Raw genomic sequence first — 20,244 nt, 5'->3', positions numbered from 1 at the left:
GACATTGTTGCGTGGATACCGATGTCATTCCCGCGTAGGCGGGAATCCAGCATAAAGAGAGATAAATCGAGCTTTTAATTTCAAAAATTTGCTGTATTTATACTTTTTTTCTGGATTCCCGCTTTCGCGGGAATGATATAAAGAGCATTTACCGGTCCACGCAACAACGCCTCCTCACAATGACGATTTTGGTATCCACACAACAACATCAAAAGTTGCTCGCAATTACGGTAAAACCCTCCATACAATAATGCCGTTTTACGAAAACAATTTTCCAATTCCGCTACGTAATAGATTTTTAGGATTCATTTTACTTGCTTTTTTCATCATCTCGCTTATTTGCTTATATTGCTTTAGCAAAATATTTACCTTTTGTACTGTAGTCCCTGCTCCAGCAGCTATACGTTTTCTACGAGAAGCATTAATTATGTCAGGATTCTTACGTTCTTTCAGCGTCATAGATAAAATAATTGCTTCTTGATGTTCAATTATTTTACTATTTAATTTTGATTGATCTATTTGATCCATAATTTTACCGCTACCCGGTAACATGCTAAGTATATTTCCAAAACCTCCCATTTTTTTTATACTTCTCATTTGCTGAAGATAATCATTTAAATCAAACTTACCTTTTTTCAATTTAGCTGCTGTTTTTTCGGCTTCTTCTCTATCAACGATACTAGCTGCTTTTTCAACAAAAGAGATAATATCACCCATATCAAGGATTCGAGAAGCTAAACGTTCAGCATCAAATTCTTCTAAGTCGGTTAGTTTTTCACCGCTACTTAAAAATTTAATTGGCTTTTTAGTAATATATTTCACGCTAAGTGCTACACCGCCCTTGGAATCACCATCAATTCTAGATAAAATTAATCCTGAAATCTCTAGCTTTTCATTAAAGCTACTTGCCGTAACTACCGCATCCTGCCCTGTCATACTGTCAATTACTAGCAAAATTTCCGTAGGCTCTATTATCTTTTTTATTGCAAGAGCTTCCTCCATCATCTCTTTATCAATTTGTGTACGACCTGCAGTATCATAAATTACGACGTCATAAGCAGAAATTTTAGACTCAGCAATAGCTCTTTTGACAATATCAAGAGGTTTTTCACCTTGCACAATAGGTAATGAATTAATCTGTACTGAGTTTGCAAGTATAGCGAGTTGCTCTTGTGCGGCCGGTCTGTAAGTATCTAGGGAAACAAGTAAAACTTTTTTATTTTGATTTTTAAGTCGTAAAGCAAGCTTACTACTCGCCGTAGTTTTACCGCTCCCTTGCAGCCCTACCATTAGGAAATTTACCGGCGGCTTTGAATTTAAATTTAGCTTTATCTCACTTTCACTTGAAGCTAAGAGATTTATCATCTCTTCATGGATAATTTTGATTATCATCTGCCCAGGTGAAACAGACTTAATAACCTCCTGCCCAAGTGCTTTTTGTTTAACTACCGCTATAAAATCTTTTATAACCGGCAACGCTACATCCGACTCTAAAAGAGCCACTCTTATATCCCGCATAGCAGCATCTATTTGAGAGTCTGTCAAAATTCCTGAGCTGACTAGCTTATCAAAAATCTTCGTTAAATTTTGTGTTAAAGTTTTAAACATGTAAGTAATTTAATTTATAAAGTTCTAATATATTTTGCCCAATATGTTTTAGCAACAATATATTTTATGGTTTTATGGATAACGTGGAAAGGAACGGAGTGATATCATGCTAATTACTAAAAAACTCATTCACCACTAATATATAGCTTGTTTTTAAGTCTAAATCATAATCAACGGTATTATATATTAACTTTTTTATATCGGTAAATTTTTGTAGTAAATAGGAAGGATGCTTATTTGGCAGTTTATCAAAAATCTTATTTTCTAAATCTAGAAGCTCAATATTGACGTTAGCGGATTTTTTAAGAATTCTATTCAATAATAATAATAAATTATCAATAAAATCTAGCCATAATTCTCGGTCTTTAGTAGTAAAACGATTAATAAAATCTAACGTTTCATTATTTGCTATTGGCTGAATAAACTGAAGATATAACTCATTTATAGAATGAGGTTGAGATGAGCTAACATTAATTTTAAAGCATCTTGATCTAATTGTAGATATAATACTTGCAGCTCTTGAAGTAATTAAAAAAATGTAACTATTCTTTGGTGCATCTTCAAGAATTTTTAAGCATGAATTCGCCGCATTTAAATTCATAAGATCAGCTGCATAAATTACGGCAACTTTATAACCTGAAATTGCAGAAGTTTTACTTAAGAAATCTTGTAATTTTCTTATTTGTTCAATAGAAATATTTTTAGCATTCGATGTAGCTGAAGTTTCTCTAGCGATAAAATGATAATCAGGATTGTTTTCAAGAGGAATGCTATTCTTAAAAAGCTTTAAACATATAAATTGTTCTATATCGTTTAAAGTTTGTTTTATGTCTTCAGCTTCAATGAGCCAACTATTATGTAGCTTTCTATGCTTTAAACTAAGCTCAAGATTTTCGATTATCATTTTAAAAAGTTTATGTTTTGACTAAAAAGCTTTATTACATAGCTTTTTATGTCGCCCCTGCGAAAGTAAGAATCCGAAAATACGGCTAAAGATTAAGTATTTTGTATGTTTACCCTGCTAAATTACTATCGTATATTAAAAATTAGCTTGTTTTAGAAATTCCCGCACTTTTGCGGGAATAGCGTAAGACATATATAACTGAATTATAATAAAGCGTTTATAATCGGTAAATCAGAATCATTAATTACAGGCTTCTTTAAGTTTGCTTCCGGCTCTGAAAGTAGGCTGATTATAAGCATCTATTTTCATTTTTGCTCCGGTTTTTGGATTACGTCCCTCACGTGCTTTCCTGTGATGTATTTCAAATGAACCGAAACCTGTTATATTAATATTATGATGACCCTTAATAGCCTTTCTTATACTTTCAAGTACTAAATTCAGTGCCTTTTCAGCTTCAGTTTTCGGTATCTTGTTAGATTCTGCTATAAAATTTACAAATTCTGTTTTATTCATTTTTTTCGGTTCTTTTTTGTGATGTGTGCTCATAATGAAATCCACTCTCTTTTTATAGGTTAATATGTATTGATGTTCTTTGATAATAGAGTATATACAACTAACAAGAATATACATCAATGTGTTTTTTATGTGAGTTAATTATAACAAACTACTAGCATACTGCAAATGTCGGTTATTTACAAAGTTTTAAATATATACTTTATTATCTTAATTTGTAGAAAAATGTAGCCATTTTACATCAGTTATACTATTAAAGCTGGATATAATTAAATAATTAAAGTAATTATTTATAATAAACACATAAAAAAAACAAATGTTACTATCTGAAATTTGTATTAAACGTCCGGTATTTGCTACGGTGTTGAGTTTGGTTATTGTAGCTCTTGGAGCAATTTTTTTTACTAAACTACAAATTAGAGGAACTCCGGATATTTCAATTCCCATTATAAACGTCAATGCTTATTATGCAGGCGCCGATGCTTTATATATGGAAAAGGAAATAACGACGCGTATAGAGAAAGCTCTAAAGACAGTTAAAAATTTAGACTATATAACTTCACAAAGTTCAACCGGTGAAAGCAATATTACTTTATCGTTTCTATTATCTACCGATATTGAAGTAGCACTAAACGATGTTCGTTCTAAAATATCGGATATCACTTATATGTTCCCGCAAGATATGAAAGCTCCGGCAGTTGCAAAACTTGATGCTGACAGCTTTCCTAGTCTTTTTATAAGCATTGAAAGCGATCAATATAGAGATTTAGAATTAACAAAGATTGTTGAAGATAGTCTACAAACCCCGTTAGATAAACTTGAAAGCGTAGGACAATCACAAATTTACGGAGGTAGGGAATATATAATGAGAATAGAACCTGACCCCCAAAAATTGTATCAGCATAAAATTTCTTTATTAGAGATTGAATCTGCAATAAAAGAACAAAATAAAGATTATCCAGCAGGAACGATTAAAACAGGGATTAATAATTTTATAGTAACTCTTGAAGGTTCTTTATCTACACCGGAAGAATTTGATAATATTATATTAAAAGTACAAGGTAATAGTATAATAAAGCTACGAGATGTAGCAAAAGTATCCTTAACTTCACCTGATGAGGATATAATTTTCAGATATAACGGGAAAAGTTCTATTGCTCTTGGGCTTATAAAAGAATCAAAAGCTAACGTCATAGATTTATCAAATGAAGTAACTAAAGAACTAGAAAGAATTAAAGAATCAATGCCGAGTGGAATAAGTATGGGTATTGCATATGATGGAGCAACCCCGGTTAAAGAATCAATTTATGCAGTATTTCAAACAATTTTTGAAGCCTTAATATTGGTAGTTTTAGTCACTTATTTATTTCTTGCGTCTGCTAAAATTACCTTAATTCCGTTTGTAACAATTCCGGTATCGTTGATAGGCACTTTTAGCGTAATGTATGCTTTCGGGTTCTCTATTAACATATTTACCATGCTTGCTATGATACTTGCTATAGGTTTAGTCGTCGACGATGCGATAGTTATGCTTGAAAACATTTTTAGATATAATGAAATGGGCCATAAACCTATGGAAGCAGCTCTTCTTGCCTCTAAAGAAATTGGCTTTGCAATCATTGCCATGACTATTACGCTTGCTGCCGTATTTTTACCCGTAGGTTTTATAGAGGGGTTTCTTGGTAAACTATTTATTGAGTTCGCTTGGACTTTAGCATTTTGTGTTTTGTTCTCAGGATTTGTTGCTTTAACTTTGACTCCTATGATGTCAAGTCGTATGGTCACCAAACATAATACGGACTTACCGAAATTCTTAGTAAAGTTTAATGATATTCTACAATTTATTCAAAATAAATATATTTACTATCTAAAGCTAGCTTTTAACAATAAAAAAAAATTTGCCGCCATTATTGCTTCGTCATTTATAGTACTAATTATTAGTTTTAAATTTACTCAAAAAATTTTCGTACCTCAAGAAGATGACGGCTTTTTACAAGTTTCTCTTAAAGGCCCTGAAGGTTCTAGCTTAGAATCTTCTACTAAAGTAGTGAAAGAAGCCGAAAAAGTTCTTGCTAATTATAAAGATATATTAGGTTATCTAATGGTAATAGGTGCAGGCGGTAGCGATAATGTTTTTGGGTTCATTCCATTAAAAGATTGGAGTGAGCGTTCAAGATCCCAAGAAACTATTAAGAATATGTTAAATGAACAATTTTCCGAAATACCCGGTATGTCGATTTTCGCTATGGAGCCGCGTTCAATGGTTAGCGGTAATGCCGGTAGCCCTATTGAATTTACTATTCAAACAAATCTTGAATACGATGATTTAGATAAAATATCTCGGCAATTTGTCGATATAATGAAAGCAAACTCTCTTTTCTTAAACGTCAATAGAGATTTACAATCGGCAATGCCGACTATAAGTATAGAAGTTAATCGTGATAAGGCTTATTTATACGGAATGAATTTAGCAAATATCGGCAAAACGGTACAATATTTACTTGCAGGTCAACAAATCGGCGATTTCAGAATGGGTAATGATCTATATGATGTTACATTACAATTTAGTCAAGAAAACCGTAGCAATATTAGTGATTTTAGTAAAATTCTAATTCCGACAAAAAATAATAATATGTTACCTCTTGAGTCGGTAGCTAATATTACGGAAAAAATATCGGTAAAATCATATAGTCATTATAACAATTCAAAATCCGTTACTATTTCTTCCGACCTTGCTCCTGATGGGAAAATTGACGATGCAATTAATGAAATCAATAAAATAGCTACTAAGTTACTTGACCCTAGTAATACTATACTTGAATATATCGGTGAAATTAAACAAATGAGAGAAGCAGATAGTAATATGCTTATAACGTTTGGATTTGCTCTTATATTTATATATTTAGTGCTTGCAGCTCAATTTGAAAGCTTTAGTGATCCTTTATTAATATTGCTTGCCGTACCTTTTTCGATAACCGGCGGCGTACTTGCTCTTTGGCTTGCCGGTAATAGCCTTAATATGTACAGTAATATTGGGCTTATTACTTTAATTGGATTAATTACTAAAAATTCTATTATGATAGTGGAATTTGCCAATCAGCTAAGAGAAAAAGGAGTAAAAATTCAGGAAGCTATAATAGAATCCTCAAAACTTCGCTTGCGTCCAATTCTAATGACTACCCTTGCTGCTGTAGTCGGAGCTTTACCTCTAGTCTTTGCAGATGGAGCCGGTGCTGCTGCTCGTAATTCTATAGGCTTTGTAATAGTTGGAGGATTAAGCATCGGTACTATATTTACAATTTTTGTTATACCTGTAATATATCAAACTTTTAAGAAGGATTAATAAATTATAGAATTATAAAATTTAGTAGACATATAGCTCAAAATGAGAAATGATTATTTTATATACTCGATGAACTTCAAAAATTGGCTACGTCATTCTACAAGTTCTGCGGTGCTCACGTATTAAGTATACGCTCCGCTCCTCGCCTTGTGAACTCCTTGCTCTTTTTGAAGTTGATCTTCGTATAACTACCATTCATTTATTCGTAGTATACTAATTAACAAAAGGTTTTATATGCTAATAAATACTTCTAATAATCCGCTTATTACTACTATACATTTATTATCTTCTATAGGTGCTATAAATTGGGGCTTAGTCGGATTATTTAATTTTAATTTAGTCACACTTTTATTTGGCTCATTTCCAATTATTGTTACAATACTTTATATAATTATAGGCTTTTGTGGTGTATATTCTTTCCTTTGTTTAGGTAAGCTATTTTGTAAACCCGGAATAGAAAAGGCGAAGTAACTCTACCTTTTCGTCATTGCGAGGAGCGAAGCGACGTGGCAATCTCGTGCCAAATTCCTGAGATTGCCTCGTCGATGCTACGCATCTCCTCGCAATGACGGCTCAGGTATTCATGCGGGCAATACCTACCGGCAATGACGACTTAACAACCTCACTTGTGCTATAGCAGTTATTGCTGCTGTTTCAGCACGTAATATATTACTTCCTAAACTTACAGATTTTGTATTCTTATATGAGGCAAGAAGTTCCAGCTCATCATTAGTAAAGCCTCCCTCCGGTCCTATAATAATAGTTATATCACTATTACTAAGTGATGATAAAATGCGTAATATAGAATTTTTTTCTTTTTCATGTTCATTAGCATATAACATCAAATTATTATTCTCTTTAAGGTAATCTTGTATTGTGATAGCTTTTTCAATTATCGGGGAATTAAGACGTTCTGATTGCTCTGTTGCTTCAATAACACATTTCATTAAACGTTCAATATTTACCGATCTAAATTGACACCGCCCAGTAATTAACGGAATAATTTTAGTTATACCGAGTTGCGTAGCCATATTTATTGCAAGCATTAATTTATCTTGCTTTATTATAGCAACAGCAAGAGTTAACGCAGATTCTGTATACGGCTTTTTTAACTGTTCTTTAAGCCTAACCGATAGCTTATGCTTACCTATATCGGTAATTTGTGCTAAAAATTCTCCATCCGTACCGTTAAAGATACGCACACTATAATTTACTTTAAGACGTAGCACCGTTTTAACATAATGAATATGATCACCTGCTAATTCTATCTTGCTATTTTCAGCTAAATGACTATTAATATAGATACGATTAAATCTCATATTTATTACCATGACGAATGAAAAAGATAATAATATATCAGAAGAAGAAAATTTACAGCTAAATTCACAAAGCTTCAGACAGGATGAATTTAAGAGTAAGTCTGCGGAGCGTACTTACGTCCGTGAGCACAGACTTATCTCAAAAAATTCGCCTGTATCAAGCTTTGTGAATGACGTTGTACCAAAAGAAAAAGAAATCGGCGGCGTTAAAGGTTTAGAACCGACAAGATACGGTGATTGGCAGCATAAAGGTAAAGTAACTGACTTCTGATGGCTTTTTTCCAGCAAACAAAAATTTTACCCTATAAACCGCAAGAATTGTTTGATTTGGTCTGGGACGTAAAATCTTATCCTAAATTCTTGCCTTGGTGTTCTGCTTCTAGAGTTATTTCAGAAGATAAATATGAGATCATTGCTGAGTTAGTAATTCAGTTAAAAGGCTTTTCAGAAAAATATAACTCACGAGTTACAAGCGAAATAACGGATGATGGAATATATTTGATTAATACATTAGCTATTTCAGGACCTTTTGAATATTTAAAAAGTACTTGGCAATTTGTTCCATGCACGGCAGGAACTGAATTAAAATTCTTTATTGATTTTAAAATGAAGTCCGTAATACTGGATAAATTAATTGGTACTTATTTTACCAAAGCAACCGAAAAAATGATTATAGCTTTTGAAAAGAGAGCTAAAGAGGTTATTAAATAAAAAAGAGTAAGGTTATAGATCTATAACCTTACTCTTTAGAAAATTTTGTATTTAGTTACTAGGCAATATCAGATATATATCCTTCATCTTTCTCATCTCCTAAGATTTGAGTTTGATCATCATTAAGATTATTATAATCAAGGCTATAAAACTGCTCTTCTTGCTCTTCGCTAGTACTAGAAGTGTGGTGGTTAAATAATGCTTCATAAGCTTCATTTATTTCAGCATATTTCTGTATTTCTTTTGAAAGTTCTACTTCTTTATTTTGCATAGCTTTCTCTGTACCATGCCATAGCTTACTTGTCAAATTTGGCTTGTATTCTGCTAATTGCTTATTTTTGTAACTTTCTCTCTTTTCAACAGTTCCTAAACTTAAAGCTTTTTCAATATCGTCACTTGAATAGCCATTTTATATTAGCTGCTGAATAATACAACCATGTAAAGAAAGAATACTAGTATCTAGAACTAATTTATTTGTATATTGTCCTTTCACGCCAGGTATTTCCTGATATAACGCACGATCTGTTGATTTTACTATTTCATAACCACCATTATGTTTGTAACCAACGCCGTCTTCCGTTAAACTTAAGGTTGGCACACGAGTTATTGCATTAGATATTATCTTACCGTTTGTTCCTTCAATATATTTACCGGTAAATTTATCTACACCTTTTATCTATAGCAGTACCGTATATAAAACTTCCTAACCCCGAAACAGCCAAATATTCTTCAACCTTAGTTGCTTCATGAGCTTTAGTAAAAAGCTTTATTTGTTCATTACTATCCATAATGCCTTTTGCCCCATAACTAGTACTAAAAACAGCCCCTGTTATTAAAGGTATTTTGCTTAGCCAACTACTAGATGAAAAAAAACTACTTATTCCTGCAAGAAAACTTCCGGATGCTAGTTTTGTATAAAAACTATAATCTGCTTTTACTTTTTCTATTAAAGATAAGTAAGTAATAGGTTTATTACTTACCGAATAAATTACGTACTAATAATGTAAACATAGTTTATCTCCTTGTTTAAGTTACCATGTTTCATGGTTTTTTAAATATAACGCAAATGCACTATATAACAAAGGTAATCAAATGTCAACCTTTATTTAATAATAAGTTAATTAATGTTAATGCTTGACATTTTTTAGAAAAAACCATATTTTATGGTAATAGCGATAAAAAAGAGGTAGATATGTCTACATACAAAAATTCTAAACATATTAGCACTAAAAAACTTACTTATATAGGCTTAGACCTCGCATATAAAACAGATGATTTAAATGTTTATAATCTAGAAGCATCTAAGGTCAATGAACAATTAACAGATAGCGGCTGGGAAATACTGACTGCTTCATGTGATTATGTCAGCACTGCTAAATATGGTTATAAAGCCGTCGCATTTATAAATAAAGAAACTAAAGAAGTTCATATTGCTAGTGCCGGTACAAAATTCAATATATATGATTTACTAGACGACTTACTTATCGCTCTTCATTATTTACCTACTAAACTAACTCCACTTCAGGAATTTGTTAATGAAGTAATTAACAAATTAGGCGGCTTAAGTAAAGCCACAGAATATATTTTTAATACTAGCGGTCATTCACTTGGAGCGATAACTGCAAATTTAACTTCAGTAGAAATACATTCTCGCAACTTACATTTTAATAAATCTACAACTTTTGACAGCCCTGGCTCAAAACCGATAATTGAAAGAGGCATAGAAAAAAATTTATTTACCGGAAAAGTAACAACTCCAATAGAAGAGCTAGCTACCCATTCTAAGATATATAATGCAAAACATAATCTTATTAATATTACTAATAAGCATTTGGGAAAAACAACAATGGTACTTCCTGGTAAAAAAACAGGGCTATCACAATCAGAAGAATGGGCATCATATTTATATAATTTTGCCAAACAAAAAGTTACAAAATACTTAGGAATTAATGGAATAGTCGAAGGCTTTGAGGAAATAATAGCCGAAATCAGTAAACATGGACTTGTTAATTTTTCTGATTTAAAACAGAATATTACTTTAACCGTAGATGATTGGGAAGCAGGAATACAAGAATATGCTAAAAATACTCTAAATTTAAAAAATAATTTATATAATCAAATAGTTAAAACTGAAACCGGAGCTAATTTAGTTGGGATATATAATAATTTTCAAAGCTGCAGTCAAGAATATGCTTAGGAAGTTAAAACAACAGGAGATATAAGTGGTTATCATCTAGTATGTTAAATAAAAAAATAACATATATATAGTAAATTTATATATGTTATTTCTTATTTAGAGCAACTAAATAGATTTCCGTAGATTCGCTGCGGCTGGATGAAGGTTTAAAATGTTTCACCGTTCTAAATTCACGCTTCACTTTATTTAATAATTCATTTTCTGCACCGCCACGAAAAATTTTAGCAATAAAATGACCTGAGGGTTTTAATACTTTTAAAGCAAATTCAAAAGCTTGCTCACATAAAAGTAAGGTTCTTATATGGTCTGTAGCTTTATGACCTATGGTATTTGATGCCATATCACTCATTACTATATCAGCTTTACCATCTAAAGCCTGAATAATTAATTCTTCCGTATTTTCTTCAAAAAAGTCTTTTTGAAAAAACTCAACTCCGGCAATAGGTTCGATTTCTAACAAATCGATAGAGATTATTTTATTATTTAGGCTGTTATCCGAAGCTTTAATAAGCTTGGAAGCTACTTGACTCCACCCTCCAGGAGCTGCTCCTAGATCAACAATTTTCATGTTAGGATTAAAAAGTTTAAATTTTTCATGGATTTCAAGTAGTTTATATGTAGCTCTCGACCTAAAGCCTTCTATACGTGCTTTTGCAACATACGGATCGTTTAATTGGCGTCTAAGCCAATTACTAGAAGAGACGGTACGTTTTTTAGAAGTCTTAACTCTAACGAATTTATTTCTATAACCGCTTAAATTATTTGTCATGAAATTTTATTATTTTCTTTTGCTATTGCATCTAGTACAGAATTCACAAAACCAATCTCGTGTTCATTTAACATATCATTTGCTATGTCCGTATATTCGTTGATTACTACTTTAGCAGGAGTAGTAGGGCAAAATAATAGCTCACATATACTAACCCGCAATAAAGCTCGGAGTAAGATCGGCATATGTGCAGGATCTTTATCATTTGTTAAATGATTGTTGATAATTTCGTCTAGTTTATTAATATTTTCAAATACTGACTTTACCAGCATTTTAAAATGACTTATACTTAATGATATTTTTAAATTCTCAGGTAAATCTGTTATAGAATTATTATTTTGATAAAAAGAAAGTACATTTTGCATGATATCATCCATATCATCGTTATTTTGCAATATGTTTTGATAAATAGCTTGCACTGCTGCAATACGTGCAATCGACTTTTTATTAATTTTATTTGAACTCATAGAGAAAAGAAATTTAAAATTTAATTTTTGTTATTGCGAATGAGTATTACGTTCAGTGTCATACCGTGGCTTGACCACGGTATCCAGAAAAAAAATAAAAAAAGACTGGATTACCGCTTTCGCGGGAATGACATCGGGAACAAAACAACAACGCCCGCTCACAACAACGAAATGATATCTATAACCTTGCATATTTATACCTTAAAATAATTTATTAGTAAACTTATAAAATTTTTATGCTATCTATAATCGGATTTATTATAACCATCAGCATCTTGGTATTTATCCATGAATTTGGACATTATTGTATTGCTAGATATTTTAATGTAAAAGTTGAAGAATTCTCGATAGGTTTCGGTAAAGAACTAATAGGCATTACCGATACAAGAGGAGTTAGGTGGAAGATTTGTCTTATACCGCTTGGCGGTTATGTCAAGATTTACGGCTATGATCGCAGCCTTATGGATAAGACTAAAGAAGTTAACGAAAAAGTAGCTTTTTATGCTAAATCTTGTTTAGAACGTTTTTTAATAGTTGCGGCAGGTCCGTTAATTAATTATTTGCTTGCCGTAATAATATTTGCAGGCTTTTATTGTTACTTTGGAAAAACAGAGATTCCTCCTATAATAGGTGATGTAGTAGCTTCATCACCGGCAGCGAGAGCAGACTTAAGAGAAGGAGATAAAATTGTTAAGGTTAACGATAAATCTGTTAAAGGTTTTGGGGACGTACAGAGAGAGATATTAATTAACGGCTTTAGCTCTTCTACTTTAACTATAGAAAGAAAAAGTGAAGAATTTACCATTAATATAATGCCTCAAGAAATCATTATATCGCCTCCCGAAGAAAAGAAAATTAAGAAAACTCTTCGCATCGGTATTATAGCTAAAAATGAACCTATTCATACTAAAATAGGAATTTTAGGAGGATTTTGGGAAGCTATTAATACTACTATAGATATGTCTGCTTTAACTCTAAAAGCAATATCGCAAATGATTGTAGGAAAACGTTCATTCGATGAGATAGGAGGACCGGTAGCTATTGCTAAAGAGTCAGGAAAATCTATAGCTGGCGGAACCCAAATGTATCTATTATTTATAGCAATGCTTTCCGTTAATTTAGGATTACTTAACTTACTACCTATACCGGCACTTGACGGCGGACATTTGATATTTATACTCTATGAAGCAATTACCGGTAGATTACCGAATCCTAAAACTAAAAATATTTTATTACAGTTAGGAGCGGCAATAATAATTTTTCTTATTATAATCTCTGTTTCTAACGATATACAAAATTTATTTTCCTAAATTATAGATTTGCTTGCTCTCGTTTATATTATCTACTATAGTGGAGTACATTAATTACGTTTAAATGCACCTGCCATCCCGTGGCTTGACCACGGGATCCAGTTAGAAATATCAAGATTATTAGTATTGTTTTTTTGGATACCGTGGTCAAGCCACGGGATGACATCTAAAATACATGTACTTAAACACAGAAATTTAAATTAAATCTTAAAGAAGGTTTTAGGTGAAAATCAGATCAATTAGTAAGTTAACAATTTTATTATTAACGATTTTTTATTATCATATTTCATTAGCTGACTCTGTAATTCGTAAAATAACTATCGAAGGTAACCATAGGGTTGAGCGTTCTACTATTGAGAGCTATTTAAAGCTTAAGGTAGGAGAAACCTATAATAATTCTAAAGAAGATGAAGCAATAAAAAATTTATATGCCACCTCACTTTTTAGAAGTATAAATATGTATATAACAAATGAGGATAATCTAATAGTTAACGTTACTGAAACACCTTTTATAAGTAGCGTAGTATTTAGCGGTAATTCTAAAATCAAAACTAATATGCTCGCTAAAGAAATTTATACAATGTCTGGCGAATCTCTTAGCCAAGCTAAAATTGAATTAGATGTAAAGAAAATATTAGAAATTTATAAACGTAGCGGACGTTTTGCTACCACGGTAACACCTAAAATCGAAAATTTAGAAAATAACAGAGTTAAGGTTATTTTTGATATAGCAGAAGGACCAAAAACCGGTATTAAATATATTTATTTTAGCGGTAATGAAAATTATAGTGATTCAGAACTTAAATCTATTGTTTTAACTAAAGAATCTCGTTGGTTTCGTTTTTTAGAAAGTAACGATACTTACGATCCTGATAGAGTGGAATATGATAAAGAATTACTGAGAGAGTTTTATCAATCTGTAGGTTTTGCAGATTTTAGAGTAATTTCGGCATCGGCAGAACTCAATAATACTAAAGAATATTTCACCCTTACCTATTCCATTGAAGAGGGAGAAAAATATAGCTTCGGTAATATTACAATAGACAATAAATTAACTAATATAGATATAACACCGCTTAATAAAATTGTTAATATTAAGCAAGGCAAGGTTTTCAATATGAAAAAGGTTGATGATATAGCTGAAAAAATCGGAGAATATTTTACAGCAAACGGTTACCCTGCAGTAAATGTTTATCCGGATATAATGAAAAATGCTAGTCATACTGCAGATATTAAATTTATTATTGAGAAAACTGATAAGGTTTATATTAATAAAATTAATATTATTAATAACCTTAAAACCGAAGACCATGTTATAAGAAGAGAATTTAAAACAGAAGAAGGTGACATAATTAATCGTTCATATATTGAAAAAGGTGAGCGTAACCTTAGAAATTTAGATTATTTTGAGAAAGTAGCAATTAGCTTAGCTCCGACTAAAGCTAAAGATAAATATGATGTTAACGTTGAAGTTGATGAAAAATCTACTTCCTCTATAGGGTTTGATTTAGGATATAATACTGCTGGCGGTTTATTCGGGCGTTTCTCTTTCTTAGAGCGTAATTTAGTCGGTACCGGTAAACTACTTAATGCCGGTGTACAAGTAAGTAAAAACAGTACAAGCTATTACGGCAGTATTACCGAATCACACTTTTTAGATCGTGATTTATCACTTGGCGTAAATGCTTTTAGAAACTATACCGGACGCGGTGCTAGTGTATTAAATACAACCGATCAAAGCTATAAGTTACACTCTATAGGGGTTAAAACTTCTCTTGGCTATGAAATTAAAGAGGATTTAGGTCACGAAATAGATTATTTAATTAAACGTGATATTTTAAGTGCACCGAGTCCATCAAGCTCAATATTCTTAAATGAGCAAATGGGAAGATTTATTACTTCTGCTATAGGACATACTATTACTTATGATCAAACCGATAATAAAATTGTTCCAAAGAACGGTTATTTAGTAAGCGGCACCCAAGAATTTGCCGGCGTTGGAGGTGATAACAAATATATAAAACATGAAGTTGACAGTAAATATTATAAATCTTTCATACATAACAAACTTACTTTAAAATTATCTGCTTCCGGTGGCGATATTGCAGGGCTTGGAGGAAAAATCGTCAGAATTTCAGATCGCTTTAATTTAGGTGATTATAGCTTAAGAGGTTTTGCTAGTGGCGGCGTTGGACCTCGTGAAAAAAACACTAATGAAGGGCTTGGCGGTGAGCGATATTACACATTCTCAACAGAGCTTAATTTCCCAACACCTGTACCTGAAGAGTTTAATTTAACAGGTGCAGTATTTATGGATTTAGGAAGCGTATGGGGAGTAGGTCTAAATAAGAAACAATATCAAACTCCAAACGGTTTTTATAACGATAAATCGCTTAGAGCTTCCGTTGGTTTCGGCTTTATTTGGGTAACACGTTTTGCACCGATCAGAATGGATTGGGGCTTCCCGGTTAAAAAGAAGAAATATGACGATACGCAGCATTTCCATTTAAGATTTTCAACGCATTTATAAAAATGTTTCATTATCACCTCGTGACTTGTCTGCGTTGTTGCATGTATGCCAAATCGTCATTGCGAGGAGCGAAGCGACGTGGCAATCCAAAAAATAATTAAAAAAATTCTGATTTACAGAATTTTTTGCTGGATTGCTTCGTCTAATTACTGAGTAATTCTTCTCGCAATGACGGAAAACCAGTCCACGCAACAATACCTCACAGGAATGACATATCTCAGCCTTGCCGATGTAGCTCAGCTGGTAGAGCGGTGCATTCGTAATGCGTAGGTCTGGGGTTCAAATCCCCACATTGGCACCATTTTCTAAATAAAATTATAGCCCTATTTTGTGATAGACAGGTAGAACCTGATACACTAATAATGTGTAGAACAACGCATTCGTGTCATACCGTGATCCCTTCACGGTATCTAGAAAAATAACTTAAAATACTAATAATGATAAAAGTAAAAGAAACGGAAGTACCTACTAACTTAGAAACAATAAAAAGTTTTGAAAAATTGATTCAAGCTAGATTACCTGAAAAACATAAAGAATGGTTATTAAAATATAATGGTAAAATTATAAAATAAGGACATTAGTTATGATAGTTAACGAAGAAGAGTTTAAAAAACAACTTCTACTATATAATAAATGTAGGGCATTATGAGAATTATGATGAAGCCATGGATTGCATTATTAAAAATTTAAAAAATCCTGAAGAATTAATACAAGCTGCGGCACTTCAAGCTTTAGGAATCTTAGCATATAGGTTTAGCAATATTAAAGAAAAATTAATATTACCTATTTTGTTTAATAACTTAAATAGTAAAAGTGAAAGAATATTATATGAAACTAAGGATACTTTAAAGCAAATTACTTATCATATAATAAGTTTAAGAAGAGAAATTTATTTAGAATATTTTAAAAATAGAATTGATTTTTTTACCGAAAAAATTTTAAAAAGATATACAGATAAAGCACTAATGTACTCCTTAAATAATGAAGAAGAAAAAAAAGAGTTTATTTTAAGCTTTTGTTAAAATTCTTTAGATTATGATGAAGCGTTAGAGGTTTGTCGGTATTTTCTTGAAAAAAAAGAAAGTGAACAAATATATAAAACTGTTTTTCAAGGACTTAGTTATATAGTAATCAGATTTCAAAAAATACATTTTGATATAATATTGCCGTTTATCAAAAAATTTATAAAGTTAGATAAAAGTTGTGTTCATATTTATACAGGCTCTTTTTTAGTTAACATAGCAATTATAATACCTGAATTAAGAGAAAAAGTAATACCTTATTTAAAAGAGATACAAGCCTTAAACCATTGAATATTGCTTTATTGCACTTTTATATTCAACTTCTTAAGTCGAATAGCAGATTATGTAATAATTCGCTATTCGTATTAATTAACTATTATCTTTTTTCTTGGAGGAATATAGATTGTTTCATCTTCAGCATGCGAAATCTTTTCTAAAAGTCCGATAAAACGGTCTTTATTAGGTACTAGCTTTACTATTGCCCACCCTTCTTCTATTGATTTCTTTATACGTTCTATATCAGATTTATGCTCTGAAAAAGATATAACTTTTTGTGCTGGATTTTGCATATTGATAAATCAATTATAGTTAATATTATAGTAAATATTTTTTAATAAATCAATCACATATTTATTATTTGCTAAATATAAATAAAATGATTACCATATATTAGGTCTTGTCTACTTATATCCTAATAAATAGTTTAATTAAAAATTAAAAGTTGTACAACAATTTTTTATTTTAAACATAATTTTTATTTCACTTATTAACTTTATTTAATTTAAACTGTATAATTTAATTATGTCAAATGATAATTTACAACAGCCTGCTCTTTCTAAAAAGCAATTATTTGCTTTTTTTGGTATGGTTGTCGGGATGTTTATGTCGGTACTTGATATTCAGATTGTCGCTAGCTCATTATCCGTAATAGCTGCAGGTCTTGCTGCATCAAGCGATGAGCTTTCTTGGGTTCAAACATCTTACTTAATAGCTGAAGTTATCATTATTCCTATTACTGGCTTTTTAGCAAGGTTACTTTCTACCAGAATTTCTTATTTTATTGCAGCTCTAGGATTTACGGTTATGAGCGTATTATGTTCGCTCGCAACTAATATTGAATCAATGATTATCTTTAGAGCATTACAAGGATTTTTTGGTGGTGCTATGATACCGACGGTATTTAGTACCGTTTTTATAATTTTTCCTGCATCATAACGTCCTACCGTTACTATCTTAATCGGTCTTGTGGTAACCGTTGCCCCTACTTTAGGACCTACACTCGGTGGATATATTACGGAGATTTTATCATGGCATTTTATGTTTTTATTAAACGTCATACCTGGTATTTTCGTATGCACGGTAGTATTTTTATATGGGGATTTTGATAAACCAAATTATAAATTACTGAAAAATTTTGATTTTCTCGGTATATTATTAATGGCTTTAACGCTCGGCTTATTACAATATGTTTTAGAAGAAGGAAACAAAAAAGGTTGGCTTGAGGATAATTTAATACTATTCTTAAGTATTGCAGTAGCTTTAGGTTTTGTTTTATTAATCATTAGAGAACTAACCTTTATTAATCCAATTTTAGATTTAAAAACATTCCTTTATAAAGACTTTACCTTTGGTTGCCTTTATTCGTTCGTTATGGGTATCGGATTATACGGGGCAGTATATATATTACCGCTATTTCTCTTTACTATTGCCGGATATGATACATTACAAATCGGAGCTACTATGATGGTGACGGGCGGAGCACAATTTTTATCTGCACCGCTTGCCGGTAGGATGCTAGGACTAGGGGTAGATTTACGCCTGATGCTTATTATAGGGCTTGGAGGGTTTGCTCTCGGATGTCATTTGAATAGTTTTCTAACGCCTGATTCTAAATTTGCTGCATTTGTGCTTCCTCAATTTGTTAGAGGGCTTTCACTAATGTTTTGTTTTATACCGACTAATAATATAGTTCTTGGCAATATGCCGAAAGAAAGAGTAGGTAACGCTAGCGGGCTTTATAATCACTCGTAATTTAGGAGGAGCGGTAGGACTTGCGGTAATCAGTACTATACTTACTAATGATACTAAAATCTTTATGCAATATTTATCGGAAAATATCTCGTCTACTTCTATAATGGTATTAGAACAGCTAGATTCTTACACTGAATTATTAAGCGGGAAAGTCCTTAATCCTGAAAAAGCATCCTATTTGTTACTAGCAAACAAATTAAATAATGATGCTTTTGTATTGCAATAAATAATATATTTAATATGATAGGGCTGTTATTTGTATTTATAATGCTACTAATACCTTTTACTTCAAATATCAAATTAACCGGAAATGTTAATGCTCACTAAAATTAAATTTATATTATATTTTTCTTGGTTATTATTAGAAATATGGGAATCTGCTTTCTCGGTTATCAAAATAATTTGGCAAAGAAAGATAGAGATAGAGCCGGTTTTTGAATGGATTGACGCAGAAGGGCTAGAAGAAATCGGTGAAGTAATTTATAGTAACTCGATTACATTAACACCCGGTACGGTAACACTTGATATAAATAATAATATGCTATTAGTACATGCACTCAATAAATCATCGATTACCGACCTACAAAGAGGTAGAATGATTAAAAAAATTAAGCAAATATTAAAAACAACTTGAAGTAGAAAATGATATCAAATATAAACGCTCTAAGGTATAAAAAAGTTTTGCTTAAAGTTTCAGGGGAAGCTTTAATGGGAGACAAGCAATTTGGACATGAATATGAGGTAATAAAAAAGATTGCCAGCGATATTAAGGAGGTCATTGATTTAGGAGTAGAAGTCGCTATTGTAGTCGGAGGCGGGAATATTTATCGAGGGATCAATGCAGCACTTGTCGGTATGGACCGAGCTTCAGCGGATTATATAGGTATGCTCGCAACGGTGATTAATGCTTTAACATTGCAAAACGTTATGGAAAGCTTAGGTATCTATACAAGAGTTCTATCGGCTATTCCTATGATGAGCGTGTGTGAGCCTTATATTCGCCGCAAAGCTAAAAGACATATGGAAAAAAAACGTGTAGTAATTTTTGCCGGCGGCACGGGTAATCCTTTTTTTACAACCGATAGTGCCGCAGTACTTCGTGCAATCGAAATGAATTGCGATATTTTATTAAAAGCAACTCAGGTTGACGGCGTATATGATTCCGACCCTAAAAAAAATCCTGATGCTAAAAAATATTTCACTATTAGCTATAAAGATGTTATAACTAACAACCTGCAAGTCATGGATACGGCAGCTATTGCAGTTGCAAGAGAAAATAAATTACCTATAAGAGTATTTTCGATAAAAGAACAGGGAAATTTTGCTAGAGTAATACAAGATAAAGGCGAATATACGACAATTGAAGAATAATATATTGTAGTGTGACTCGGTTTTTCGTCATTGCGAGGAGGCCTTGTTGCGTGGGCTGGTAAAATCCACTGTGTCACCTAGTTCGCTTGACCATGGGGTCCATAAAAATAATAAACAAATACTAATAATTTTAGTATTTTAACTGGATC

Annotated in this window: 18 protein-coding genes, 1 tRNA gene and 2 pseudogenes; 13 read left to right on the top strand and 8 right to left on the bottom strand. The window is 31.9% G+C overall.

The features are described from left to right. Positions 1-258: 258 nt before the first annotated feature. The 3 genes from ffh to ACE38Q_RS07635 all read right to left on the bottom strand — a co-directional run bounded on the left by ffh (position 259) and on the right by ACE38Q_RS07635 (position 3,058). Positions 259-1,608, bottom strand: a complete 1,350-nt coding sequence (ffh, locus tag ACE38Q_RS07645) for a signal recognition particle protein (RefSeq protein WP_500191099.1) — start codon at positions 1,606-1,608, stop codon at positions 259-261. Positions 1,609-1,717: 109 nt separating this feature from the next. Next, positions 1,718-2,512 carry a DNA polymerase III delta subunit-related protein gene (locus ACE38Q_RS07640; protein ID WP_500191095.1) on the bottom strand — a complete coding sequence of 265 codons (795 nt, stop codon included), beginning with the start codon at positions 2,510-2,512 and terminating at the stop codon, positions 1,718-1,720. 240 nt (positions 2,513-2,752) lie between these two features. Then, complete coding sequence (locus ACE38Q_RS07635; RefSeq protein ID WP_500191090.1) at positions 2,753-3,058, bottom strand: HU family DNA-binding protein; 306 nt, start codon at positions 3,056-3,058, stop codon at positions 2,753-2,755. A gap of 283 nt (positions 3,059-3,341) precedes the next feature. Here ACE38Q_RS07635 and ACE38Q_RS07630 point away from each other — a divergent pair, with 283 nt between their 5' ends. Next, the gene (locus ACE38Q_RS07630) at positions 3,342-6,368 is read left to right on the top strand and encodes an efflux RND transporter permease subunit (protein WP_500191085.1); all 3,027 of its coding nucleotides are present in this window, start codon (positions 3,342-3,344) and stop codon (positions 6,366-6,368) included. A gap of 234 nt (positions 6,369-6,602) precedes the next feature. After that, the gene (locus tag ACE38Q_RS07625) at positions 6,603-6,839 is read left to right on the top strand and encodes a DUF378 domain-containing protein (RefSeq protein WP_040257031.1); all 237 of its coding nucleotides are present in this window, start codon (positions 6,603-6,605) and stop codon (positions 6,837-6,839) included. A gap of 125 nt (positions 6,840-6,964) precedes the next feature. Here ACE38Q_RS07625 and ACE38Q_RS07620 read toward each other — a convergent pair whose 3' ends face one another. Next, the gene (locus ACE38Q_RS07620; protein WP_500191079.1) at positions 6,965-7,687 is read right to left on the bottom strand and encodes a 16S rRNA (uracil(1498)-N(3))-methyltransferase; all 723 of its coding nucleotides are present in this window, start codon (positions 7,685-7,687) and stop codon (positions 6,965-6,967) included. 10 nt (positions 7,688-7,697) lie between these two features. Here ACE38Q_RS07620 and ACE38Q_RS07615 point away from each other — a divergent pair, with 10 nt between their 5' ends. Then, the gene (locus tag ACE38Q_RS07615; protein WP_500191076.1) at positions 7,698-7,958 is read left to right on the top strand and encodes a DUF1674 domain-containing protein; all 261 of its coding nucleotides are present in this window, start codon (positions 7,698-7,700) and stop codon (positions 7,956-7,958) included. Then, positions 7,958-8,398 carry a type II toxin-antitoxin system RatA family toxin gene (locus ACE38Q_RS07610; RefSeq protein WP_500191074.1) on the top strand — a complete coding sequence of 147 codons (441 nt, stop codon included), beginning with the start codon at positions 7,958-7,960 and terminating at the stop codon, positions 8,396-8,398. The genes ACE38Q_RS07615 and ACE38Q_RS07610 overlap by 1 nt, the downstream gene beginning before the upstream one ends. Before the next feature lie 58 nt (positions 8,399-8,456). On the opposite strand, the pseudogene ACE38Q_RS07605 reads toward ACE38Q_RS07610, so the two are convergent. Next, positions 8,457-9,409, bottom strand: a pseudogene (locus ACE38Q_RS07605) (hypothetical protein). 181 nt (positions 9,410-9,590) lie between these two features. Between ACE38Q_RS07605 and rlip the strand changes: the two are divergent. Beyond that, complete coding sequence (rlip, locus tag ACE38Q_RS07600) at positions 9,591-10,595, top strand: secreted effector lipase Rlip (protein WP_500191071.1); 1,005 nt, start codon at positions 9,591-9,593, stop codon at positions 10,593-10,595. A gap of 85 nt (positions 10,596-10,680) precedes the next feature. On the opposite strand, the gene ACE38Q_RS07595 is transcribed toward rlip, so the two are convergent. Then, positions 10,681-11,364: an RlmE family RNA methyltransferase gene (locus tag ACE38Q_RS07595; RefSeq protein ID WP_500191068.1), complete on the bottom strand. Its 684-nt coding sequence runs from the start codon at positions 11,362-11,364 to the stop codon at positions 10,681-10,683. Next, positions 11,361-11,831 carry a transcription antitermination factor NusB gene (nusB, locus tag ACE38Q_RS07590; RefSeq protein WP_500191066.1) on the bottom strand — a complete coding sequence of 157 codons (471 nt, stop codon included), beginning with the start codon at positions 11,829-11,831 and terminating at the stop codon, positions 11,361-11,363. Before nusB ends, ACE38Q_RS07595 begins: the two co-directional genes overlap by 4 nt. Positions 11,832-12,067: 236 nt before the next feature. Here nusB and rseP point away from each other — a divergent pair, with 236 nt between their 5' ends. The 5 genes from rseP to ACE38Q_RS07565 all read left to right on the top strand — a co-directional run bounded on the left by rseP (position 12,068) and on the right by ACE38Q_RS07565 (position 16,693). Then, positions 12,068-13,141, top strand: coding sequence for an RIP metalloprotease RseP (gene rseP / locus ACE38Q_RS07585; RefSeq protein ID WP_500191062.1), 1,074 nt, complete (start codon positions 12,068-12,070; stop codon positions 13,139-13,141). A 223-nt stretch (positions 13,142-13,364) separates the two neighbouring features. Further along, positions 13,365-15,671, top strand: a complete 2,307-nt coding sequence (gene bamA / locus ACE38Q_RS07580) for an outer membrane protein assembly factor BamA (RefSeq protein ID WP_500191057.1) — start codon at positions 13,365-13,367, stop codon at positions 15,669-15,671. A 225-nt stretch (positions 15,672-15,896) separates the two neighbouring features. Then, a tRNA-Thr gene (locus ACE38Q_RS07575) sits at positions 15,897-15,972 on the top strand. 136 nt (positions 15,973-16,108) lie between these two features. Beyond that, on the top strand, positions 16,109-16,243 hold the full coding sequence (locus ACE38Q_RS07570; protein ID WP_146625032.1) for an SMI1/KNR4 family protein: 135 nt from the start codon (positions 16,109-16,111) through the stop codon (positions 16,241-16,243). A 93-nt stretch (positions 16,244-16,336) separates the two neighbouring features. Beyond that, positions 16,337-16,693 (top strand): hypothetical protein, encoded by a 357-nt coding sequence (locus ACE38Q_RS07565; RefSeq protein WP_500191051.1) that lies wholly within the window; start codon positions 16,337-16,339, stop codon positions 16,691-16,693. A 365-nt stretch (positions 16,694-17,058) separates the two neighbouring features. On the opposite strand, the gene ACE38Q_RS07560 is transcribed toward ACE38Q_RS07565, so the two are convergent. Further along, complete coding sequence (locus ACE38Q_RS07560) at positions 17,059-17,262, bottom strand: DUF2674 domain-containing protein (protein WP_011271433.1); 204 nt, start codon at positions 17,260-17,262, stop codon at positions 17,059-17,061. A gap of 232 nt (positions 17,263-17,494) precedes the next feature. Between ACE38Q_RS07560 and ACE38Q_RS07555 the strand changes: the two are divergent. The 3 genes and pseudogenes from ACE38Q_RS07555 to pyrH all read left to right on the top strand — a co-directional run bounded on the left by ACE38Q_RS07555 (position 17,495) and on the right by pyrH (position 20,095). Beyond that, a pseudogene (locus ACE38Q_RS07555) lies at positions 17,495-19,051 on the top strand (DHA2 family efflux MFS transporter permease subunit). Further along, positions 19,035-19,358 (top strand): monovalent cation/H+ antiporter subunit E, encoded by a 324-nt coding sequence (locus ACE38Q_RS07550; protein ID WP_500191048.1) that lies wholly within the window; start codon positions 19,035-19,037, stop codon positions 19,356-19,358. Before ACE38Q_RS07555 ends, ACE38Q_RS07550 begins: the two are co-directional and overlap by 17 nt. Before the next feature lie 8 nt (positions 19,359-19,366). After that, positions 19,367-20,095, top strand: coding sequence for a UMP kinase (gene pyrH / locus ACE38Q_RS07545; RefSeq protein ID WP_500191046.1), 729 nt, complete (start codon positions 19,367-19,369; stop codon positions 20,093-20,095). Positions 20,096-20,244 lie beyond the last annotated feature (149 nt).

The sequence above is a fragment of the Rickettsia endosymbiont of Thecocarcelia acutangulata genome, assembly GCF_964263195.1.
Lineage (GTDB): Bacteria > Pseudomonadota > Alphaproteobacteria > Rickettsiales > Rickettsiaceae > Rickettsia > Rickettsia felis.
The sequence above is the reverse complement of the archived record's forward strand: the minus strand, read 5'-3'. Positions and strand labels throughout refer to the sequence as shown.